The organism is Vibrio sp. ArtGut-C1 (assembly GCF_002105475.1).
In the GTDB taxonomy this organism is placed as follows: Bacteria; Pseudomonadota; Gammaproteobacteria; order Enterobacterales; family Vibrionaceae; genus Vibrio; species Vibrio diabolicus.
On record NZ_NCTH01000021.1, the window covers coordinates 68,309 to 88,189 of the forward strand.

17 protein-coding genes are annotated in these 19,881 nt (G+C 45.1%); 16 read left to right on the plus strand and 1 reads right to left on the minus strand.

The features are described from left to right. Nucleotides 1–74: 74 nt before the first annotated feature. Nucleotides 75–953 (minus strand): type I methionyl aminopeptidase, encoded by an 879-nt coding sequence (gene map, locus B7360_RS17025; protein ID WP_005380326.1) that lies wholly within the window; start codon nucleotides 951–953, stop codon nucleotides 75–77. Between the two features lie 384 nt (nucleotides 954–1,337). On the opposite strand from map, the gene rpsB reads away from it, so the two are divergent. From rpsB to dnaE, 16 genes are all read left to right on the plus strand, one after another. Continuing rightward, nucleotides 1,338–2,066 carry a 30S ribosomal protein S2 gene (gene rpsB / locus B7360_RS17030; RefSeq protein ID WP_012841501.1) on the plus strand — a complete coding sequence of 243 codons (729 nt, stop codon included), beginning with the start codon at nucleotides 1,338–1,340 and terminating at the stop codon, nucleotides 2,064–2,066. Between the two features lie 132 nt (nucleotides 2,067–2,198). After that, nucleotides 2,199–3,044 carry a translation elongation factor Ts gene (gene tsf, locus B7360_RS17035; RefSeq protein WP_012841502.1) on the plus strand — a complete coding sequence of 282 codons (846 nt, stop codon included), beginning with the start codon at nucleotides 2,199–2,201 and terminating at the stop codon, nucleotides 3,042–3,044. Nucleotides 3,045–3,191: 147 nt separating this feature from the next. Continuing rightward, nucleotides 3,192–3,917, plus strand: coding sequence for a UMP kinase (gene pyrH, locus B7360_RS17040; RefSeq protein WP_005380329.1), 726 nt, complete (start codon nucleotides 3,192–3,194; stop codon nucleotides 3,915–3,917). Between the two features lie 99 nt (nucleotides 3,918–4,016). After that, nucleotides 4,017–4,574 carry a ribosome recycling factor gene (gene frr / locus B7360_RS17045; RefSeq protein WP_005380330.1) on the plus strand — a complete coding sequence of 186 codons (558 nt, stop codon included), beginning with the start codon at nucleotides 4,017–4,019 and terminating at the stop codon, nucleotides 4,572–4,574. A 96-nt stretch (nucleotides 4,575–4,670) separates the two neighbouring features. Next, nucleotides 4,671–5,426 (plus strand): isoprenyl transferase, encoded by a 756-nt coding sequence (locus tag B7360_RS17050; RefSeq protein ID WP_006741661.1) that lies wholly within the window; start codon nucleotides 4,671–4,673, stop codon nucleotides 5,424–5,426. A 12-nt stretch (nucleotides 5,427–5,438) separates the two neighbouring features. Continuing rightward, entirely contained in the window at nucleotides 5,439–6,281 is an 843-nt protein-coding gene (locus B7360_RS17055; protein ID WP_085344089.1) for a phosphatidate cytidylyltransferase, read from the plus strand. A gap of 50 nt (nucleotides 6,282–6,331) precedes the next feature. Further along, nucleotides 6,332–7,537 (plus strand): 1-deoxy-D-xylulose-5-phosphate reductoisomerase, encoded by a 1,206-nt coding sequence (gene ispC, locus B7360_RS17060; protein ID WP_085344091.1) that lies wholly within the window; start codon nucleotides 6,332–6,334, stop codon nucleotides 7,535–7,537. Then, nucleotides 7,537–8,895 carry a sigma E protease regulator RseP gene (rseP, locus tag B7360_RS17065; RefSeq protein WP_085344093.1) on the plus strand — a complete coding sequence of 453 codons (1,359 nt, stop codon included), beginning with the start codon at nucleotides 7,537–7,539 and terminating at the stop codon, nucleotides 8,893–8,895. The genes ispC and rseP overlap by 1 nt, the downstream gene beginning before the upstream one ends. A 44-nt stretch (nucleotides 8,896–8,939) precedes the next feature. Then, nucleotides 8,940–11,354 carry an outer membrane protein assembly factor BamA gene (gene bamA / locus B7360_RS17070; RefSeq protein ID WP_047008880.1) on the plus strand — a complete coding sequence of 805 codons (2,415 nt, stop codon included), beginning with the start codon at nucleotides 8,940–8,942 and terminating at the stop codon, nucleotides 11,352–11,354. Nucleotides 11,355–11,367: 13 nt separating this feature from the next. After that, nucleotides 11,368–11,877: an OmpH family outer membrane protein gene (locus tag B7360_RS17075; protein WP_005391804.1), complete on the plus strand. Its 510-nt coding sequence runs from the start codon at nucleotides 11,368–11,370 to the stop codon at nucleotides 11,875–11,877. A 6-nt stretch (nucleotides 11,878–11,883) separates the two neighbouring features. Beyond that, on the plus strand, nucleotides 11,884–12,915 hold the full coding sequence (gene lpxD, locus B7360_RS17080; protein WP_065645509.1) for a UDP-3-O-(3-hydroxymyristoyl)glucosamine N-acyltransferase: 1,032 nt from the start codon (nucleotides 11,884–11,886) through the stop codon (nucleotides 12,913–12,915). A gap of 232 nt (nucleotides 12,916–13,147) precedes the next feature. After that, on the plus strand, nucleotides 13,148–13,600 hold the full coding sequence (gene fabZ / locus B7360_RS17085) for a 3-hydroxyacyl-ACP dehydratase FabZ (RefSeq protein ID WP_005380349.1): 453 nt from the start codon (nucleotides 13,148–13,150) through the stop codon (nucleotides 13,598–13,600). Between the two features lies 1 nt (nucleotide 13,601). Continuing rightward, on the plus strand, nucleotides 13,602–14,390 hold the full coding sequence (gene lpxA / locus B7360_RS17090; protein WP_005380357.1) for an acyl-ACP--UDP-N-acetylglucosamine O-acyltransferase: 789 nt from the start codon (nucleotides 13,602–13,604) through the stop codon (nucleotides 14,388–14,390). Between the two features lie 119 nt (nucleotides 14,391–14,509). Then, nucleotides 14,510–15,649 carry a lipid-A-disaccharide synthase gene (lpxB, locus tag B7360_RS17095; protein ID WP_017636041.1) on the plus strand — a complete coding sequence of 380 codons (1,140 nt, stop codon included), beginning with the start codon at nucleotides 14,510–14,512 and terminating at the stop codon, nucleotides 15,647–15,649. Nucleotides 15,650–15,658: 9 nt separating this feature from the next. Then, nucleotides 15,659–16,294 carry a ribonuclease HII gene (rnhB, locus tag B7360_RS17100; RefSeq protein ID WP_005380361.1) on the plus strand — a complete coding sequence of 212 codons (636 nt, stop codon included), beginning with the start codon at nucleotides 15,659–15,661 and terminating at the stop codon, nucleotides 16,292–16,294. A gap of 81 nt (nucleotides 16,295–16,375) precedes the next feature. Continuing rightward, nucleotides 16,376–19,855: a DNA polymerase III subunit alpha gene (gene dnaE / locus B7360_RS17105; RefSeq protein WP_006741668.1), complete on the plus strand. Its 3,480-nt coding sequence runs from the start codon at nucleotides 16,376–16,378 to the stop codon at nucleotides 19,853–19,855. Nucleotides 19,856–19,881: the final 26 nt, after the last annotated feature.

Consider the following 19,881-nt stretch of genomic DNA (forward strand, 5'->3'; position numbering starts at 1 on the left):
CTAACAAATTTGTGGCAGATAAAAAATATCCCCGCCGAAGCAGGGATATAGTAAACAACGAGTGGTCGTTAGCTTTACGCGTTTTTCATTAGGCGAGGAATCGTATCGTCGCTACGAAGCGTCAGTACTTCACAACCTTCTTTTGTTACAACAATGGTATGTTCCCATTGCGCAGAGTTCTTGCCGTCGCCTGTGTAAACGGTCCAATCGTCTTGAGCGTCAACAGAGCAACCAAATTTACCTGCGTTAATCATCGGCTCAATAGTAAAGCACATGCCTTCTTTTAGTACGCGGCGGTCTTTGTTCTTGTAATGAACCACTTGTGGTTCTTCATGGAACTCATCGCCGATACCGTGGCCACAGAAGTCTTTCACAATAGAAAACTTGTTGCGAGGGTTGTTTTTGTTGTTCTCTTTGATGTACTTCTCGATAGCTGTGCCGATGTCACCAACCGTTGAACCTGGCTTTACGGTACGCATGCCAACATACAGTGCTTCTTGAGCAACCATGCATAGACGTTTGTTTGCAGGTGAAACATCACCGACTAGGAACATCTTAGAAGTGTCACCATGGTAACCTTGAGGACGCACGCTCAGATCCGCATTTTCGTCATTTGGAACGATTACGGTAATATCAACGTTTAAGATGTCGCCATCTTTTAGTACCGCTGGCTTCATTTGACCGTTGCTACCGATTTCGTCTTTTTCTGCTGGAATACCGTGGCATACGATATGGTTGATTGAAGTACAAATCGACTTAGGGAAACCATGGTAATCAAGCGGAGCAGAGTATGCGCCTTTTTCTAGAGCGTACTCATGACAGATTTTGTTCAACTCTTCTGTCGTCACACCAACTTTGATGTGTGGTTCGATCATTTCTAGAATCTCTGCGGCCAGCTTGCCCGCAATGCGCATGCGTTCTATTTCTTCAGCAGTTTTAATCTTGATTGACATTGGCTTTCTCTACTTATTCCTAAGCACGTAAACGTGCGAATGGCCGCATTCTATCAGACATCGGGGTGTTAACCCAAGTTAGATAGGAATAGGCATCATTCTTAATTCGATCGTATGTTTAAAGTTTTGCTTATAAATAGGAGAAAGTGGCACGGTGAAGAAATAATTTTTACTAGCCACAGTGAGCTAAAATATGGTATAAAGCGCGCCGGAATAGAGGACTGTTCTCTTCGTTTAACTAAGCTAAGCGGCGAAGCAAGCTTCATCCGAATAACCTTTTATCTTTAAATCACACACATTCCGTCACATATTCCGGGGTGCTGAGCAGAAGCTTGGTCGGAGTTATGGGGAATGTGGAGGCCTAACCCCATAGAGGAATTTAAAATGGCAACTGTATCAATGCGCGATATGCTAAAAGCTGGTGTTCACTTCGGTCACCAGACTCGTTACTGGAACCCAAAAATGAAGCCATTCATCTTTGGCGCTCGTAACAAAGTTCATATCATCAACCTAGAAAAAACTGTACCAATGTTCAACGACGCTCTAGCTGAACTAGCTAAAGTTGGCGAGAAGAAAGGTAAAGTTCTATTCGTAGGTACTAAGCGCGCTGCATCTGAAGCTGTTAAAGAAGCTGCAATCGCAAGCAACCAGTTTTACGTAAACAACCGCTGGTTAGGCGGTATGCTTACAAACTACAAAACAGTTCGTCAGTCTATCAAGCGTCTAAAAGATCTAGAGACTCAATCTCAAGACGGTACTTTTGACAAACTAACTAAGAAAGAAGCTCTAATGCGTACTCGCGAAATGGAGAAGCTAGAGAAATCTCTTGGTGGTATCAAAGACATGGGCGGCCTACCAGACGCTCTATTCGTAATCGACGCTGATCACGAACACATTGCAATTAAAGAAGCTAACAACCTAGGTATTCCAGTATACGCTGTGGTAGATACTAACTCTAACCCAGACGGCGTTGACTACGTAATCCCAGGTAACGACGACGCGATCCGCGCTGTACAGCTATACCTGAACGCTGCTGCTTCAGCAGTATCTGAAGGTCGTAACAAAGACGTAGCTGCAGTTGCTGAAAAAGACGGTTTCGTAGAAGCTGAATAATAGCGGCTCTGTGTCACACTTGGTCTATGTGAAACCTTTGTGTAGCATAAACTAAGTTATAGTTAGCAATGGGGGCCGACAATGTTAGGCCCCTGTTTTTTACCTTATTTCGAATCAAACGAGGAATACAGAATGGCAACTGTAACTGCTGCTCTAGTTAAAGAACTTCGCGAGCGTACTGGCGCTGGCATGATGGAATGTAAGAAAGCGCTTGTAGAAGCAAACGCTGACATCGAACTAGCAATTGAAAACATGCGTAAATCTGGCGCAGCGAAAGCAGCTAAGAAAGCTGGTAACGTTGCAGCTGAAGGCGCAATCATCATCAAAGAAGAAAACGGCGTTGCTGTTCTTCTTGAAGTTAACTGCCAAACTGACTTCGTTGCTAAAGACGGTAACTTCACTGCATTCGCAGAAGAAGTTGCAGCTGCAGCTCTAGCTTCAAAAGCGACTGTTGAAGAGCTACAAGCACAATTCGAAGACGCACGTGTAGCTCTTGTAGCTAAAATCGGTGAAAACATCACTATCCGTCGCGTAGAATACGTTCAAGGCACTGCAATTGCTTCTTACCGTCACGGTGAGAAAATCGGTGTTGTTGTTGCTGGTGAAGGCGACGCAGAAACTCTTAAGCACGTTGCAATGCACGTTGCTGCTTCTAAGCCTGAGTTCGTTAACCCAGAAGACGTACCAGCTGACGTAGTAGAAAAAGAGAAAGCGGTTCAAGTTGAAATCGCAATGAACGAAGGCAAGCCTGCAGAAATCGCTGAGAAGATGGTTGTTGGCCGCATGAAGAAATTCACTGGCGAGATCTCTCTAACAGGTCAAGCTTTCATCATGGAACCTAAGAAAACTGTAGGTGAAATGCTGAAAGAAAAAGGCGCTTCAGTTTCTACATTCGTTCGCCTAGAAGTAGGTGAAGGTATCGAGAAGAAAGAAGAAATGAGCTTCGCTGAAGAAGTTGCTGCAGCTCAAAAAGGTTAATCCTTAGAGACTGTATAAAGATTAGACCGTAGCCTTGGCTGCGGTCTTTTTATGAGCAGTGAACGATTAGCCGTGATGAATAGCCATAACTGAATTTGTGTCTATTCATGACTGTTAATCAACAACTCTCTTTGGAAGGTAAACTCCATGACTACGAACCCTAAACCAGCGTATCAACGTATTCTATTAAAACTGAGTGGTGAAGCTCTTCAAGGTGAAGACGGTTTTGGTATTGATCCTGCGGTCCTTGATCGCATGGCACAAGAAGTTAAAGAACTGGTTGAACTGGGTGTTCAGGTTGGTGTAGTTATCGGTGGCGGTAACTTGTTCCGTGGTGCAGGCCTTGCTGAAGCTGGTATGAACCGCGTAGTTGGTGACCACATGGGTATGCTTGCTACAGTAATGAATGGCCTAGCGATGCGCGATGCTCTTCACCGTGCATACGTGAATGCGCGCGTTATGTCTGCCATTCCTCTAAAAGGCGTATGTGACGACTATAATTGGGCTGATGCGATCCGTGAGCTTCGCCAAGGCCGTGTTGTCATCTTCTCTGCTGGTACGGGTAACCCGTTCTTTACAACGGATTCTGCTGCTTGCCTACGTGGTATTGAAATCGAAGCGGATGTTGTACTAAAAGCGACGAAAGTTGATGGTGTATTTACTGCTGACCCTGTAGCAAACCCAGACGCAGAGCTGTATGATAAGCTATCTTACGCAGAAGTTCTGGATAAAGAGCTGAAAGTGATGGACTTGGCGGCGTTTACGCTAGCTCGTGACCACAAAATGCCAATCCGCGTATTTAACATGAACAAGCCAGGCGCACTACGTCGCGTGGTTATGGGCGAAGCAGAAGGCACGCTAATCAACGAATAAGCTTGTCCCAAGGTGCCACCCAAAGCGTTAGGGTGGCGTTTGCTTTGCTCAACCGTTTTAGGCTTTCTTCAGGAAAGATGACATTTTTAAGGTGAAACTGTGATTAACGAAATCAAAAAAGACGCGCAAGAGCGCATGGATAAAAGCGTTGAAGCGCTTAAGAACAACCTTTCTAAAATTCGTACAGGTCGTGCACACCCAAGCCTACTATCTGGTATTTCTGTAGAATACTACGGTGCAGCAACACCTCTAAACCAAGTAGCAAACGTTATTGCTGAAGATGCACGTACACTTGCAATCACGGTTTTCGATAAAGAGCTGACTCCGAAAGTAGAAAAAGCGATCATGACGTCTGATCTTGGTCTAAATCCTATGTCTGCTGGTACTATCATCCGTGTTCCACTTCCACCACTAACGGAAGAGCGTCGTAAAGACCTAGTTAAGATTGTTCGTGGTGAAGCTGAAGGTGGTCGTGTTGCTGTTCGTAACATCCGTCGTGACGCAAACAACGATCTAAAAGCGCTTCTAAAAGATAAAGAAATCTCTGAAGATGAAGATCGTAAAGCACAAGACGAAATTCAAAAACTAACTGACGTTGCAGTTAAGAAGATCGATGAAGTTCTTGCTGCAAAAGAAAAAGAGTTGATGGAAGTTTAATACTCCCACACACATCACTGTTGGAAAACGCTGTGCTCACAGCTCAGCGTTTTTTTATGTTAGTCTATCCAACTGATGGAACTCAATTAACTCCCTATGCAAAATTCTCAAGCCTTCTCTGATTCCCTTCCTAAGCATATTGCCATCATTATGGACGGTAATGGCCGTTGGGCTAAGTCCAAAGGAAAACCTCGCGTATTTGGTCACAAAAAAGGCGTTAATGCCGTTCGTAAGACCGTGGCTGCTGCTTCAAAGCTTGGCATTAAAGCCATGACGCTATTTGCTTTTAGTAGTGAAAACTGGCGTCGTCCGGAGGAAGAAGTGGGTCTTTTGATGGAACTGTTTATCACGGTCCTGTCTAGTGAAGTAAAAAAACTACACAAAAATAATTTACGGTTGCGCGTGATCGGTGATACCAGTCGATTTAGTGAGCGTCTACAAAAGAAGATTGTAGAAGCTGAAAATCTAACGGCAGGTAACACGGGGATGGTGATCAACATTGCAGCCAATTATGGCGGTAAGTGGGACATCACAGAAGCGGCCAAAACGTTAGCGTTAAAAGCACGTAACGGTGAGATTCGTGTAGAGGATATCAATGAGCAGCTAATCACTGAGCATTTGACCATGGCAGACTTACCTGAAGTGGATCTTTTGATTCGTACCAGTGGAGAGTGTCGCATCAGCAACTTTATGTTGTGGCAAATGGCTTATGCAGAAATGTACTTTACACCCGAGTATTGGCCGGAATTCGACGAAGACAGCTTAGTTGAAGCTGTAACTTGGTTTATCAATCGAGAACGTCGTTTTGGCTGTACAGGTGAACAAATAAAGGCATTGATGGCAGCTCAATAAGGACTAGTTAGTTTGAAACAGAGAATAATAACAGCACTAATTTTAGCTCCCCTGGTTATTTTAGGCATTTTTAAATTACCCCTAATGGGCTTTATTGCCGCTTTAACTGCAATTACCCTATTAGGTTTTTGGGAGTGGACTCAATTTACAGGAAGCAACTCTCGCTTTGCTGCCCTCGTTCCGGCAGTCATTGTTACCGGACTTAGTTTTCTATATATTTCGCCTGACGCACATAGCCTCAACCATTTAGCAACGCCTCATTATGTTGTGCTGGGCCTTGGTTTTGTTTGGTGGATTATTGCTAGCTTAATGGCGATTACTTATCCCAAAACAACGAAATCTTGGCAAAATAATTTTGTTTTACGCCATGTGTTTGGTTTTCTGACATTAATTCCATTCCTTTGGAGTGTAGTTATTCTTAGAGCTCATGACATTACGGTAGATCCATACCACGGAGCAAAGCTCGTGTTATACGTTTGTTTCTTGGTATGGGCTGCAGATAGCGGTGCTTACTTTTCAGGCAAAAGCTTAGGCAAACGTAAAATGGCGCCACATGTCAGTCCGAATAAAACCATTGAAGGGCTTATTGGCGGTATTATCACGGCATTGATCGTGGCGTGGGCATTTGCTGATTGGTTTGATATTCAGTTCACCAGTCCTGTCCATATGGTGTTGATTACGTTGGTTACTGTTGTTATATCAGTGCTCGGCGATCTGGTGGAAAGTATGTTCAAGCGTGTCTCAGGCATTAAAGACAGCAGCAACATTATCCCAGGACATGGCGGTGTGCTCGATCGTATTGACAGCCTAACCGCAGCATTCCCAGTTTTTGCTCTTCTTTACTACGTATTCTAATTTATCAGGAGCGGCATTGTCGCTCCTGAGCTTTCTAACGGTCTTACAACATGCAAAAGTTAACGATTCTTGGTGCTACTGGATCCATTGGTGCAAGCACGCTTAAAGTGGTCGAACAAAACCCAGAGCTGTTTTCTGTCGTTGCCTTAGCGGCAAGCACCAACGTTGAAAAGATGATCGGGCTATGTCGTCAGTGGCAACCTAAATACGCGGTCATGGCGGACAAAGCCGCAGCGGTTCAACTCCAATCTGAGTTACATTTGTTTTCTCCAAGCACCGAAGTATTAGGTGGTGTGGATGCTCTATGCCATATTGCTTCATTGGACGAAGTTGACAGTGTGATGGCTGCTATTGTCGGAGCGGCTGGTCTACTGCCTACCATGGCTGCTGTGAAAGCTGGTAAGCGAGTATTGTTGGCAAATAAAGAAGCACTGGTCATGTCAGGCCAGTTATTTATTGATGCCGTAGAAGAGTTTGGTGCGGAGCTACTTCCCGTCGATAGTGAACACAATGCTATTTTCCAGTGCTTACCACAGCAAGTACAAACCAATTTAGGTCGTTGTAATTTACAAGAACATGGCATTTCTCATATTTTGCTGACTGGTTCTGGTGGTCCTTTCCGTTACACTGATATCGCAGAACTGGAAAAGGTGACTCCTGAGCAGGCGATCGCCCATCCAAACTGGTCGATGGGACCAAAGATTTCCGTTGACTCAGCCACGATGATGAACAAAGGCTTGGAGTATATCGAAGCTAAATGGTTGTTTAATGCGGCTCGCGAGCAGCTAAAGGTTATTATTCATCCGCAGTCTGTTATTCATTCAATGGTTCAATACCGCGATGGTTCGGTTTTGGCACAAATGGGTGAGCCGGATATGGCGACTCCTATTGCACTGACTATGTCATACCCATCAAGGGTTGAAGCTGGGGTTAAGCCACTAGACTTCACGCAAATTGGCGACTTGACGTTTTTGCAACCTGATTTTGCTCGTTACCCATGTTTAAAACTAGCAATTGACGCTTGTTATGAAGGTCAACATGCAACAACGGCACTGAATGCAGCGAATGAAGTCGCTGTTGATGCATTTTTAAATAACAGCCTAGGTTTTACGGATATCGCTCGCATCAATGAGTCTGTGTTGAATAAAATCAATGCAAGCTGCAAAGCTGAGAATGCGAATAGCTTGGAAAGCTTGTTAGAGCTAGATAGAATGGCACGAACTATTGCCCTAGAAACCATACGCGAGCGTATCTGATGACTGGTATATTGTGGAATCTCATTTCTTTTATCGTCGCACTGGGCATTCTTGTCGCTGTGCACGAGTTTGGGCACTTTTGGGTTGCTCGCCGTTGCGGCGTGAAAGTTGAAAAGTTTTCAATCGGTTTCGGTAAGTCTATCTGGAGTAAGGTAGGCAAAGACGGAACGGAGTACAGCATCTCAATGATCCCTCTCGGCGGCTATGTAAAAATGGTTGATAGCCGTGTTGATGAGGTGCCAGAACATGAGAAGCACTTAGCGTTTGATAAGAAGCCGCTATGGAAGCGAACCTCTATTGTTGCGGCAGGCCCTATCTTTAACTTCCTTTTCGCAATCTTCGCCTATTGGCTCGTATTTCTTATTGGTATCCCAGCAGTTAAGCCAGTAATTGGTGAAGTTACGCCCAATTCGATCGTCGCAGAAGCCGGAATTGAATCTGGAATGGAACTTAAATCGATATCTGGTATCAAAACTCCGGATTGGGAATCGGTAAATATGGGATTGATTTCTCATATTGGCGATGATTTGATGACAGTAACACTGACGTCAGCGAATGAAGTTGGTTCAGAAGTAACGAAAACGCTCGATCTGCGCGAATGGGAGTTCGACCCTGAAACTCAGTCTGCGATGCAGTCATTAGGTTTTGCGCCGTATACACCGGAGGTGTATCGCGTTATCGAACAGGTTTCGCAAGGTGGAGCGGCGGAAAAAGCAGGTGTGCTTCCAGGTGATGAGATTGTCGCTATTGGTGAACAACGCATCACGGAGTGGAAGCAAGTTGTTGAAGCGGTTCGCTCTAATCCTGATACACCGATTGAATTAACGGTATTGCGTCAGGGCTATGAGCAAACATTAACGCTGACGCCTGGTAGCCGTGAGCTAGCTAACAAAGAAGTCGTTGGTTTTGCAGGTATTGCACCTAAAGTCGCAGAATGGCCAGAAAGTTATCGCTTCGACCTTCAGTTTGGTGTATTCGAGTCAGTAGGTAAGGCGGTAGACAAAACCGGCCAAGTCATTGGCTTGACAATCAGCATGCTTAAGAAACTGATTGTTGGTGACGTTGGTCTGAATAATCTGAGTGGTCCAATATCAATAGCCAAAGGCGCAGGTGCGACGGCTGATTATGGCTTGGTCTACTTTTTAGGTTTTCTCGCTCTAATTAGTGTTAACCTAGGTATTATTAATCTCGTTCCTTTACCAATGTTGGATGGCGGTCATTTGTTGTTTTTTGCAATTGAAGCAGTCATTCGACGTCCTGTTCCTGAGAGAGTGCAGGAAATGGGCTTTAGAATTGGTGGTGCGATCATCTTCTCGCTCATGGCGTTAGCGCTATTTAATGATTTTACTCGTCTGTGATAGTTCAGAGACAAAAGCAGTAGCAAGGAATAATTAGAACAAGTATGGCGATTAAGCGAATTCTATTTGCAAGTTTACTGGCGACCAGTGTATCTGCAAATGGAGCAGAGAACTTCGTAGTTCAAGATATTGAAATCGATGGATTGCAGCGTGTAGCACTGGGTGCTGCGTTGTTGAAAATGCCTGTACGTGTCGGTGATACCATTGGCCAAGGCGATGTTGCAGAGATTATCCGTGCACTGTATGCATCTGGTAACTTTGAAGATGTGAAAGTGTTACGTGACGGCGGCGTTCTGATGGTTCAAGTCAAAGAGCGTCCTACTATTGCCAGCATCTCATTTTCTGGTAACAAAGCAATCAAGGACGAGCAGCTACAGGAAAACCTGAACGCATCTGGCGTTCGTGAAGGTGAAGCGCTTGACCGCACCACGCTAAGCAACATTGAAAAAGGCTTAGAAGACTTTTATTACAGCGTAGGTAAATACAACGCCACAGTAAAAGCGGTGGTGACTCCACTGCCACGTAATCGTTCTGACCTAAAGTTTGTCTTTACTGAAGGCGTGTCGGCAAAAATTCAGCAAATCAATTTTATCGGCAATGAAGTTTTCAGCGATGAGGACCTTCTTTCTCGTTTTAACTTGAATGTTGATGTGCCGTGGTGGAATTTCCTGTCTGACGAAAAGTACCAAAAACAAGTGCTTGCAGGTGATATTGAAGCGCTCAAATCATTCTATCTGGACCGCGGTTACTTAAAATTTAACGTTGATTCGACACAAGTTGCAATCTCTCCTGACAAGAAAGGGGTATACATTACTCTTGGCTTAGAAGAGGGAGAGGTTTATACCGTCAAGGACGTAAAGTTCCGTGGTGATTTGATTGGTGAGGAAGCGACGTTCGAACGACTTGTACCATTTGAAGACAATGAGACGTACAACGGCTCGTTGGTCACTTCAATGGAAGAGGGTATTAAACGTGTGCTTGGTGAGTCCGGCTACGCTTATCCTCAAGTGAATACCATTCCTGAGTTTGACGATGAGAATCAAGAAGTATCTTTGGTCGTTAACGTCGATCCAGGTAACCGAATTTACGTTCGTGATATCCGCTTCACGGGTAACAACTCAACCAAAGATGAAGTCCTTCGTCGTGAAATGCGTCAGATGGAAGGCAGTTGGTTAAACTCGAAATCGATTGAAACGGGTAAAACTCGTCTAAACCGTTTGGGCTACTTTGAAAATGTTGAAGTACAGACGGTTCGAGTTCCTGGTAGTGATGATCAAGTTGACCTAGTTTACTCTGTCAAAGAAGCGAACTCTGGTAGCGTTAACTTCGGTGTTGGCTACGGTACAGAATCGGGTGTGAGCTTCCAGGTTGGCCTGCAACAAGATAACTTTATTGGTAGCGGTAACCGTGTTGGTATCAACGCGATGATGAATGACTACCAGAAAAACATCAGTCTAGATTACCGAGACCCGTACTGGAACTTAGACGGTGTTAGCTTAGGTGGTAAGGTCTTCTACAACGAATTTGAAGCGAAAGAAGCTAATATCGTTGACTATACCAACGAAAGCTATGGTGCGAGCTTAACGTGGGGCTTCCCATTCGATGAGTTGAACCGTTTTGAATTCGGTGTCGGTTATACGCACAACAAGATCGGTAACTTATCGCCTTACTTGCAGGTAGAGCAGTTCTTAGAAGCGCAAAAAGATAATATAGATTCAAGTGGGGCATTGAATACGAACGACTTCGACTTCAATATCTCTTGGACACGTAATAACTTAAACCGTGGTTACTTCCCAACGGCAGGTAACCACCAACGTGCATTCTATAAAATGACCGTACCTGGCTCTGACGTTCAATACTTTAAACTGCAGTACGATGTTCGCCAGTATGTACCATTAACTAAAAAGCATGAGTTTACCCTCTTGTTCCGTGGCCGCTTGGGTTACGGTAATGGTTACGGTCAAACGGATGGTAACGATAACTTGTTCCCATTCTACGAAAACTACTACGCAGGTGGCTTTACATCGCTTCGTGGCTTTGGCTCAAACTCTGTTGGCCCTAAAGCGGTTTACCGCGATACATCCGGCTCTAACAATGGTACAGATATTGCGACAGATGATTCAGTGGGTGGTAACGCAGTCGCATTAGCAAGTATTGAGTTGATCGTTCCAACGCCGTTCGCATCAGAGGAAGTACAAAACCAAATTCGTACCAGTATCTTCTTTGATATGGCAAGTGTTTGGGATACCGAGTTTGATTATCGAGAAAATAGCAACATTTCGGGTGCTAACTACTACTACGATTACTCAGATCCAACCAACTACCGCTCTTCTTACGGTGCGGCGTTGCAGTGGATGTCTCCAATGGGGCCACTAGTATTCTCACTAGCGAAACCAATTAAGAAATTTGATGGCGATGATGAAGAGTTCTTCACATTCACTATCGGTAGAACTTTCTAAAGAGGAAAATATTTTGAATAAAATGATCAAAGCGGCTGGGATTGGCCTTCTTGTACTGAGCTCTTCAATGTTTGCAAATGCGGCAGAAGCTGCACAGAAAATTGCTTATGTAAATACAGCTCAAGTTTTCCAAGCTCTTCCTCAACGTGAAGTTGTACTACAAAAAATGCAGAAAGACTTCAAAAGCAAAGCTGATGAACTGAAGTCAATCCAAGCGCAAGCTAAAACAAAGATCGAAAAGCTACAACGTGACGGTGAGCTTTTGGGTCAAGACGAAGTTGAAAAGCTACGTATCGATATCGCGAAGCTAGACAGCGAGTACAAAGTGAAAGCACAAGCACTTGAAAAAGCAAGTGCGCGTCGTGAAGCTGAAGAAAAAGCGAAGCTTTTCAAAACGATTCAAGATGCAGTTAAGAAAGTCGCAGACAAAAATGGTTACGATCTTGTGATTGATATCTCTGCTTTGCAGTACGGCAAGCCAGAATACAATATCTCTGAAGACGTAATTAAAGCTCTAAAATAAGAAGTTATGAAGACATTAACATTAGCCGAATTGGCGACAATTACCGGGGGTGAGCTGTTTGGTGACGAGTCTCTCGTTGTAAGCCGTGTTGCCCCAATGGATAAAGCACAAGAAGGTGATGTAACCTTCTTGTCTAACCCAAAATACGCAAAACACCTTTCTGAGTGCCAAGCTACCGTTGTTATGGTAAAGGCTGAGCATAAAGAGCAATGCGTTGGAAACGCGCTAGTGGTTTCGGACCCTTATGTCGCATTTGCTCGTGTGGTCCAAGCGATGGATACCACACCAAAACCGGCAGACGATATTGCACCAAGTGCTGTGATTGCCGCTGACGTTAAGATGGGTGAGAACGTTACAATCGGCGCTAACGCCGTGATTGAAACGGGCGTGGAACTCGGCGACAACGTAAGCGTTGGCGCTGGTTGTTTTATCGGTAAGAACGCCAAGCTAGGGAATAACACCAAGCTTTGGGCTAATGTCACTATCTATCATGAAGTGTCATTGGGTGATGACTGTCTTGTTCAATCGGGCACCGTCATTGGCTCTGATGGCTTCGGTTATGCGAATGACAAAGGCGAGTGGATTAAAATTCCTCAGCTTGGTTCAGTGCGTATCGGTAACCGCGTTGAGATTGGTGCTTGTACTACGATTGACCGCGGTGCACTCGAAGATACTATCATTGAAGACAATGTCATTCTGGATAACCAACTTCAAATCGCGCACAACGTGCAGATCGGATATGGTACCGTGATGCCTGGTGGTACTATTGTCGCGGGCAGTACAAAAATTGGTAAGTACTGCCAGATTGGCGGCGCGTCTGTTCTGAATGGCCATATCACTATCGCAGATGGTGTGGCTATTACAGGTATGGGCATGGTAATGCGCAGTATCGAAGAAAAAGGCCTTTACTCATCAGGTATTCCACTACAAACGAACAGAGAGTGGCGTAAAACTGCAACTCGAGTTCACCGTATTGATGAGATGAATAAGCGCCTGAAAGCGGTTGAAAAACAGCTGGAACAGAAAGAAGAAATTTAGAACAAGTTATCTTTCGCTCTGTATTTAACGTGAAAGCTAACAGGCTCTAGTTCCATATTCTGTACGAAGACTCGCGAAATGCGGGTCTTTTTCTTCTATAATGACGCGCTCTAAGTAGATTTAACTCCAAGATGGTGCGTATTTTGCTAGTATATTGCAAAGCGATTCGGCTTTACGACCTGTTGCCACGTTTGCCATCTTGGCGGCAAAAAATTGATATAGGAAGACGACTTTGACTACTGAAAAGAAAACGATGAACATCTCTGAAATTCAAGAGCTACTACCTCATCGCTACCCATTCTTATTGATCGACCGAGTGATAGACTTCCAAGAAGAGAAGTACCTTCACGCGATTAAAAACGTGTCGGTTAACGAACCTCAGTTCACAGGTCACTTTCCTCAACTACCAGTATTCCCAGGTGTTTTGATTTTAGAAGCAATGGCTCAGGCAACAGGCTTACTTGCATTTAAATCATTTGGTGCACCAACAGAAAATGAACTGTACTACTTTGCAAGCGTAGACGGCGCGAAATTCCGTAAACCAGTGGTTCCGGGCGACCAATTGGTTATTGAGGTAGAATTTCTGAAAGAACGTCGCGGCATTGCTGCATTTAGCGGTGTAGCAAAAGTTGACGGCGAAGTGGTATGTTCTGCAGAACTGAAGTGTGCTCGTCGAGAGTTTTAATATGATTCATGAAACCGCTAAAATCCACCCGGCAGCGGTGGTAGAAGAGGGCGCCAAAATTGGTGCTAACGTAACAGTAGGTCCTTTTACGTACATCACCTCTACGGTTGAAATTGGTGAAGGCACAGAAGTGATGTCTCACGTTGTGATCAAAGGTCACACAACTATTGGCAAAGATAACCGTATTTTCCCACATGCTGTCATTGGTGAAGAAAACCAAGACAAAAAATACGGTGGTGAAGACACAACTGTGGTTATCGGTGACCGTAACGTCATTCGTGAAGCGGTCCAAGTTCACCGCGGCACAGTGCAAGACAAAGCAACCACGATCATTGGTGATGACAACTTATTGTGTGTGAATGCACACGTTGCGCATGATGTTGTTATTGGTAACCACACTCATATCGGTAATAACTCGATTCTTGGTGGTCACGTTACTGTTGATGATTATGCTGGTGTGATGGCGCTGTCTGCGATTCACCCGTTTTGTACAGTGGGCGCTTACGCGTACATTGGCGGCTGCTCAGCAGTGGTGCAAGATGTCCCAGCTTATGTACTCGCGCAAGGTAACCACGCTACTCCATTCGGCTTGAACCTTGTTGGCTTGAAGCGTAATGGCTTTGAGAAACCAGAGATTCGTGCGCTACAAAAAGCGTATAAAGAAATCTACCGTTCAGGTAAGACGCTAGAAGAAGTGAAGCCTATTCTGGCTGAAATGGCTCAAGAGTGGCCGGCTGTGAAGCGTTTCTCAGATATTCTGGAAACGACGGAACGTGGCATTATTCGTTAATTGGCGAATGAACCAATAAATAAAAAGATCGTGACCAAATTTGAGGTTACGATCTTTTTGTGTTTTATGGATAAGGCAAACCGTTATCCATAGCGCACAGGAAAAATAGCGAAGTAGATATGGAAAGACCATTACGTATTGGCATCATTGCCGGAGAATTGTCTGGCGATACGCTAGGTGAAGGCTTTATCAAAGCAGTAAAGCAACAATATCCAGACGCAGAGTTCGTAGGCATTGGTGGTCCGAAAATGATAGCCCAAGGTTGCGAGTCTCTGTTTGATATGGAAGAGCTTGCGGTGATGGGATTAGTCGAGGTTTTAGGCCGCTTACCGAGACTTCTTAAAGTGAAAGCTGAGCTCGTTCAGTATTTTACTCAGAATCCGCCTGATGTTTTCATCGGGATCGATGCTCCTGACTTCAACTTACGCCTGGAGCTTGACCTCAAGCAAGCGGGCATTAAAACCGTTCATTACGTGAGTCCGTCTGTTTGGGCTTGGCGTCAGAAGCGCATCTTTAAAATAGAAGCGGCAACGAACTTGGTGCTAGCATTTCTTCCGTTTGAGAAAGCGTTCTACGACAAATTTAATGTACCTTGCGAGTTCATTGGTCATACCTTGGCTGATGCCATCCCACTAGAATCAGAACAAGCGCCTGCACGTGAGTTGCTTGGTTTAGAACAAGATAAAAAGTGGCTTGCTGTCCTGCCAGGCAGTCGTGGTAGCGAGTTAAAAATGCTCTCAGAGCCATTTATTGAAACCTGCAAGTTACTCCATAAAAAATTTCCAGAACTGGGGTTTGTTGTCGCGCTTGTTAATCAAAAACGCCGTGAGCAGTTTGAACAAGCATGGAAAGAGCTAGCGCCAGAGTTGGACTTCAAGTTAGTTGATGATACTGCACGCAACGTCATCACCGCATCCGATGCCGTGATGTTGGCCTCCGGTACCGTAGCGTTGGAGTGTATGCTTCTCAAGCGTCCAATGGTGGTGGGTTATCGTGTGAATGCATTTACTGCTTTTTTAGCTAAACGTCTATTGAAAACGAAGTATGTGTCATTGCCGAATATCTTGGCGGATGATGAGCTCGTCAAAGAATATCTACAAGATGAGTGCACACCAGACAATTTGTTTACTGAGGTTTCTCGCTTATTGGAAAGCGACAATAAACCGATGTTAGATAAGTTTACGGAAATGCATCATTGGATTCGTAAAGATGCGGACCAACAAGCCGCAAACGCAGTTCTAAAACTGATTGAAAAATAGAGATTTATCATGGCTGTTAAACCAAAAGCGACCAAAACCAAAGTTGAACTCCCTCCGTTTGAATATCCGCAAGGTTATCAGCTTGTGGCCGGAGTCGACGAGGTCGGACGTGGCCCTTTGGTAGGAGACGTCGTCACCGCTGCGGTTATCCTTGATCCTAACAATCCTATTGAAGGGTTGAACGATTCGAAAAAATTGACCGAAAAGAAACGCATGGCGTTGCTTCCTGAAATCAAAGAAAAAGCATTGGCGTGGGCGGTCGGGCGTTGTTCTCCTGAAGAAATTGATCAACTGAATATTTTACAGGCGACTATGGTTGCGATGCAGCGTGCAGTGGCGGGGTTACAGGTTCAACCTGATTTGGTGTTGATTGATGGTAACCGTTGTCCGGAGCTGCCAATGGATGCTCAAGCTGTAGTAAAAGGCGATCTACGTGTTGCCGAAATCAGTGCGGCTTCAATTATTGCCAAAGTCGTGCGTGACCAAGAGATGGAAGAGTTGGATAAACTTCATCCACAATTTGGCTTCGCGAAGCACAAAGGTTACCCAACTAAAGCGCACTTTGAAGCGATTGAGCAACACGGAGTGATCAGTGAACACCGCAAGAGTTTCAAGCCAGTAAAAAAAGCGTTAGGCATAGAATAATCAAACGATCTAATTGGTGTTATAAACCCAACCTCTTTAGGTTAGAATCCCCAACAAAATAGAGTTACACGGTACCTGTTAATGTCAGATCCCAAATTCATCCACCTGCGTGTTCATAGTGACTTCTCGATGGTGGATGGCCTCAACAAAGTTCCGCCAATCGTAAAGAAAGTTGCTGAGCTCGGTATGCCCGCAATGGCGTTGACCGACTTTACCAACCTATGTGGTTTGGTGAAGTTTTACGGTACGGCGCATGGCAGTGGTGTTAAACCGATCATCGGTGCTGACTTTAAAATGCAGTCGGACGAGTTTGGTGAAGAGCTGACACAAGTGACTTTGCTTGCGGCGGATAATGTAGGTTATAAGAACCTGACGTTATTGATATCAAAAGCGTACTTACGTGGACATGTTCAACACCACCCTGTGATTGATAAAGCCTGGTTGGCTGAAATGTCTGAAGGCCTGATTGTATTATCCGGCGGTAAAAGCGGGGAAATTGGTCGCGGCCTTTTGAAAGGCAACCGTCAAATAGTGCAAGGGTGTGTTGATTTCTATAAACAGCATTTTCCAGATCGCTTTTATCTTGAGCTACTTCGTACCGGTCGTCCAGATGAAGAAACTTATCTTCACTTTGCGGTTGAATTGGCAGAGCAGCAAGACTTGCCAGTAGTGGCGACCAATGAAGTTGTATTCCTGAGTCCTGACCTATTTGATGCTCATGAAATACGCGTAGCGATTCACGATGGTTACACATTAGAAGATCCGCGCAGGCCAAAAAACTACAGTCCGCAGCAATATCTTCGTACAGAAGAAGAAATGTGCGAGCTGTTTGCTGATATTCCTGAAGCGTTAGAAAACAGTGTCGAGATAGCGAAGCGTTGTAACGTGACTGTGCGCTTAGGGGAGTACTTCCTACCAGCCTTCCCAACCGAAGGGATGAAAGAGACTGAGTTCCTAGTCATGAAATCCCGAGAGGGGTTGGAAGAGCGTTTAGAGTTCCTATTTCCAGATGAAGAAGAGAGAAAACGTCGCCGCCCTGAATATGATGAACGTCTTCAGATAGAGCTAGATGTTATCAACCAAATGGGATTTCCTGGTTACTTCTTGATCGTAATGGAGTTCATCCAGTGGTCAAAAGATAATGGAATTCCTGTAGGTCCTGGACGTGGTTCCGGTGCTGGTTCTTTGGTGGCTTACGCACTAAAAATCACCGATCTGGATCCACTAGAATATGACTTGCTGTTCGAACGTTTCTTGAACCCAGAACGTGTTTCGATGCCCGATTTCGACGTCGATTTCTGTATGGATAAACGTGACCAGGTTATTGACCACGTTGCGGAAATGTACGGTCGCGACGCGGTATCTCAGATCATCACGTTTGGTACCATGGCGGCAAAAGCGGTAATCCGTGACGTTGGCCGCGTATTGGGCCACCCATTTGGTTTTGTTGATCGTATTTCAAAGCTGATCCCGCCCGATCCAGGCATGACGCTAGATAAAGCGTTTAAAGCTGAACCTGCACTACCTGAATTGTATGAGGCCGATGAGGAAGTTAAAGAACTCATCGACATGTGTCATATTTTGGAAGGCTGTACGCGAAACGCCGGTAAACACGCTGGTGGTGTTGTAATTTCACCTACAACAATTACCGATTTTGCGCCAATTTATGCAGACGCTGAAGGTCACTTTCCGGTTACTCAATTTGATAAAAACGATGTTGAGACCGCTGGCCTAGTTAAGTTTGACTTCTTGGGTTTACGTACCTTAACCATTATTGACTGGGCGTTAGGGCTGATTAACCCACGCCTAGAGCGAGAAGGGAAAGAACCGGTTCAAATTGAATCCATACCGTTAGAAGACCCTGCCTCTTTCCGTTTGTTGCAAAACTCTGAAACGACAGCAGTATTCCAGCTTGAATCTCGAGGCATGAAAGAGCTGATCAAACGACTTCAGCCAGACTGTTTCGAAGACATTATCGCATTGGTAGCACTCTTCCGTCCGGGTCCTTTGCAATCGGGCATGGTAGATAACTTTATCGACCGTAAACATGGTCGAGAAGCGATCTCTTATCCAGATGAAAAGTGGCAACACGAGTCGCTAAAAGAGACGCTTGATCCAACCTACGGCATCATCCTGTATCAAGAGCAGGTAATGCAGATTGCGCAGATCTTAGCAGGTTACACGCTAGGTGGTGCGGACATGCTTCGTCGTGCAATGGGTAAGAAAAAGCCAGAAGAGATGGCAAAACAACGTGCTATCTTTGAAGAAGGTGCGATAAAGAACGGTATAGATGGCGAGTTGGCGATGAAAATCTTCGACTTGGTAGAAAAGTTCGCCGGTTATGGTTTTAACAAATCGCACTCTGCTGCTTATGCATTGGTTTCTTATCAAACTCTTTGGCTGAAAACACATTATCCTGCCGAATTTATGGCTGCGGTAATGACAGCCGATATGGATAACACGGAAAAAGTCGTTGGCTTGGTCGATGAGTGTTTCCGTATGAAGCTTACCGTGCTGCCACCAGACATCAACTCTGGCCTATATCGCTTTAATGTTGATGAAAATGGCGCAATTGTTTACGGTATTGGTGCGATAAAAGGGGTTGGTGAGGGCCCTATCGATGCGATTCTTGAGGCGAGAAATAAAGGTGGTCACTTTAAAGACCTGTTTGATTTCTGTGCTCGAGTTGATCTAAAACGCGTCAATAAACGAGTGATAGAGAAGCTGATTTACGCGGGCGCGTTGGATCGACTAGGCCCACACCGCGCGGCGATGATGGCGTCACTCAATGATGCGGTAAAAGCAGCAAGTCAACATCACCAAGCTGAGGCGTTTGGTCAAACGGATATGTTTGGTGTGTTAACGGATGCGCCTGAAGAAGTAGAGCATAAGTATACGCAGGTTCCGCCTTGGCCAGAAAAAGTGTGGTTAGAGGGCGAGCGTGATACCCTAGGTCTATATTTGACAGGGCACCCAATTAACGCCTACGTAAAGGAACTAAACAAATACACCAGTTGTCGACTAAAAGACGCAACGCCAACGCGTCGCGACCAATCTGTCACGGTGGCTGGTTTGGTTATTGCCGCTCGTGTAATGACGACCAAGCGTGGTACACGAATTGGCATTATGACACTGGATGACCGAAGTGGTCGCATGGAAGTGATGTTGTTCTCAGATGCACTGGATCGATACGCTGAACTTCTCGAAAAAGACAGAATTTTGGTCGTTTCTGGACAGGTCAGCTTTGATGACTTCAACGGTGGCCTTAAAATGTCGGCGCGTGAAGTTATGGATCTCGGCAGTGCGCGCGAGAAATACGCTCGTGGTTTGTCGGTATCGATAGATGCAACTCAGATCAACGATCAGTTTTTTGAGCAGTTCAGCCGTATTTTAGAACCGCACAAAGCCGGAACCGTACCCGTCAATGTATACTACCAGCGTGCCGACGCCAGAGCGCGGTTAACATTGGGCACCGAGTGGCGAGTAACGCCAAGTGATACATTACTCGACGATTTAAAACAGTTGCTTGGCAAAAGCCAGGTAGAACTCGAATTTAACTAAAAATTCAGCGCAATATGTTAGACGCT

Excerpts from the sequence above, each read along its gene's own strand:
- map (WP_005380326.1), bottom strand. The coding sequence starts at position 953 with ATGTCAATCAAGATTAAAACTGCTGAAGAAATAGAACGCATGCGCATT.
- rpsB (WP_012841501.1), top strand. The coding sequence starts at position 1,338 with ATGGCAACTGTATCAATGCGCGATATGCTAAAAGCTGGTGTTCACTTC.
- tsf (WP_012841502.1), top strand. The coding sequence starts at position 2,199 with ATGGCAACTGTAACTGCTGCTCTAGTTAAAGAACTTCGCGAGCGTACT.
- pyrH (WP_005380329.1), top strand. The coding sequence starts at position 3,192 with ATGACTACGAACCCTAAACCAGCGTATCAACGTATTCTATTAAAACTG.
- B7360_RS17050 (WP_006741661.1), top strand. The coding sequence starts at position 4,671 with ATGCAAAATTCTCAAGCCTTCTCTGATTCCCTTCCTAAGCATATTGCC.
- ispC (WP_085344091.1), top strand. The coding sequence starts at position 6,332 with ATGCAAAAGTTAACGATTCTTGGTGCTACTGGATCCATTGGTGCAAGC.
- rseP (WP_085344093.1), top strand. The coding sequence starts at position 7,537 with ATGACTGGTATATTGTGGAATCTCATTTCTTTTATCGTCGCACTGGGC.
- bamA (WP_047008880.1), top strand. The coding sequence starts at position 8,940 with ATGGCGATTAAGCGAATTCTATTTGCAAGTTTACTGGCGACCAGTGTA.
- lpxD (WP_065645509.1), top strand. The coding sequence starts at position 11,884 with ATGAAGACATTAACATTAGCCGAATTGGCGACAATTACCGGGGGTGAG.
- lpxA (WP_005380357.1), top strand. The coding sequence starts at position 13,602 with ATGATTCATGAAACCGCTAAAATCCACCCGGCAGCGGTGGTAGAAGAG.
- lpxB (WP_017636041.1), top strand. The coding sequence starts at position 14,510 with ATGGAAAGACCATTACGTATTGGCATCATTGCCGGAGAATTGTCTGGC.
- rnhB (WP_005380361.1), top strand. The coding sequence starts at position 15,659 with ATGGCTGTTAAACCAAAAGCGACCAAAACCAAAGTTGAACTCCCTCCG.
- dnaE (WP_006741668.1), top strand. The coding sequence starts at position 16,376 with ATGTCAGATCCCAAATTCATCCACCTGCGTGTTCATAGTGACTTCTCG.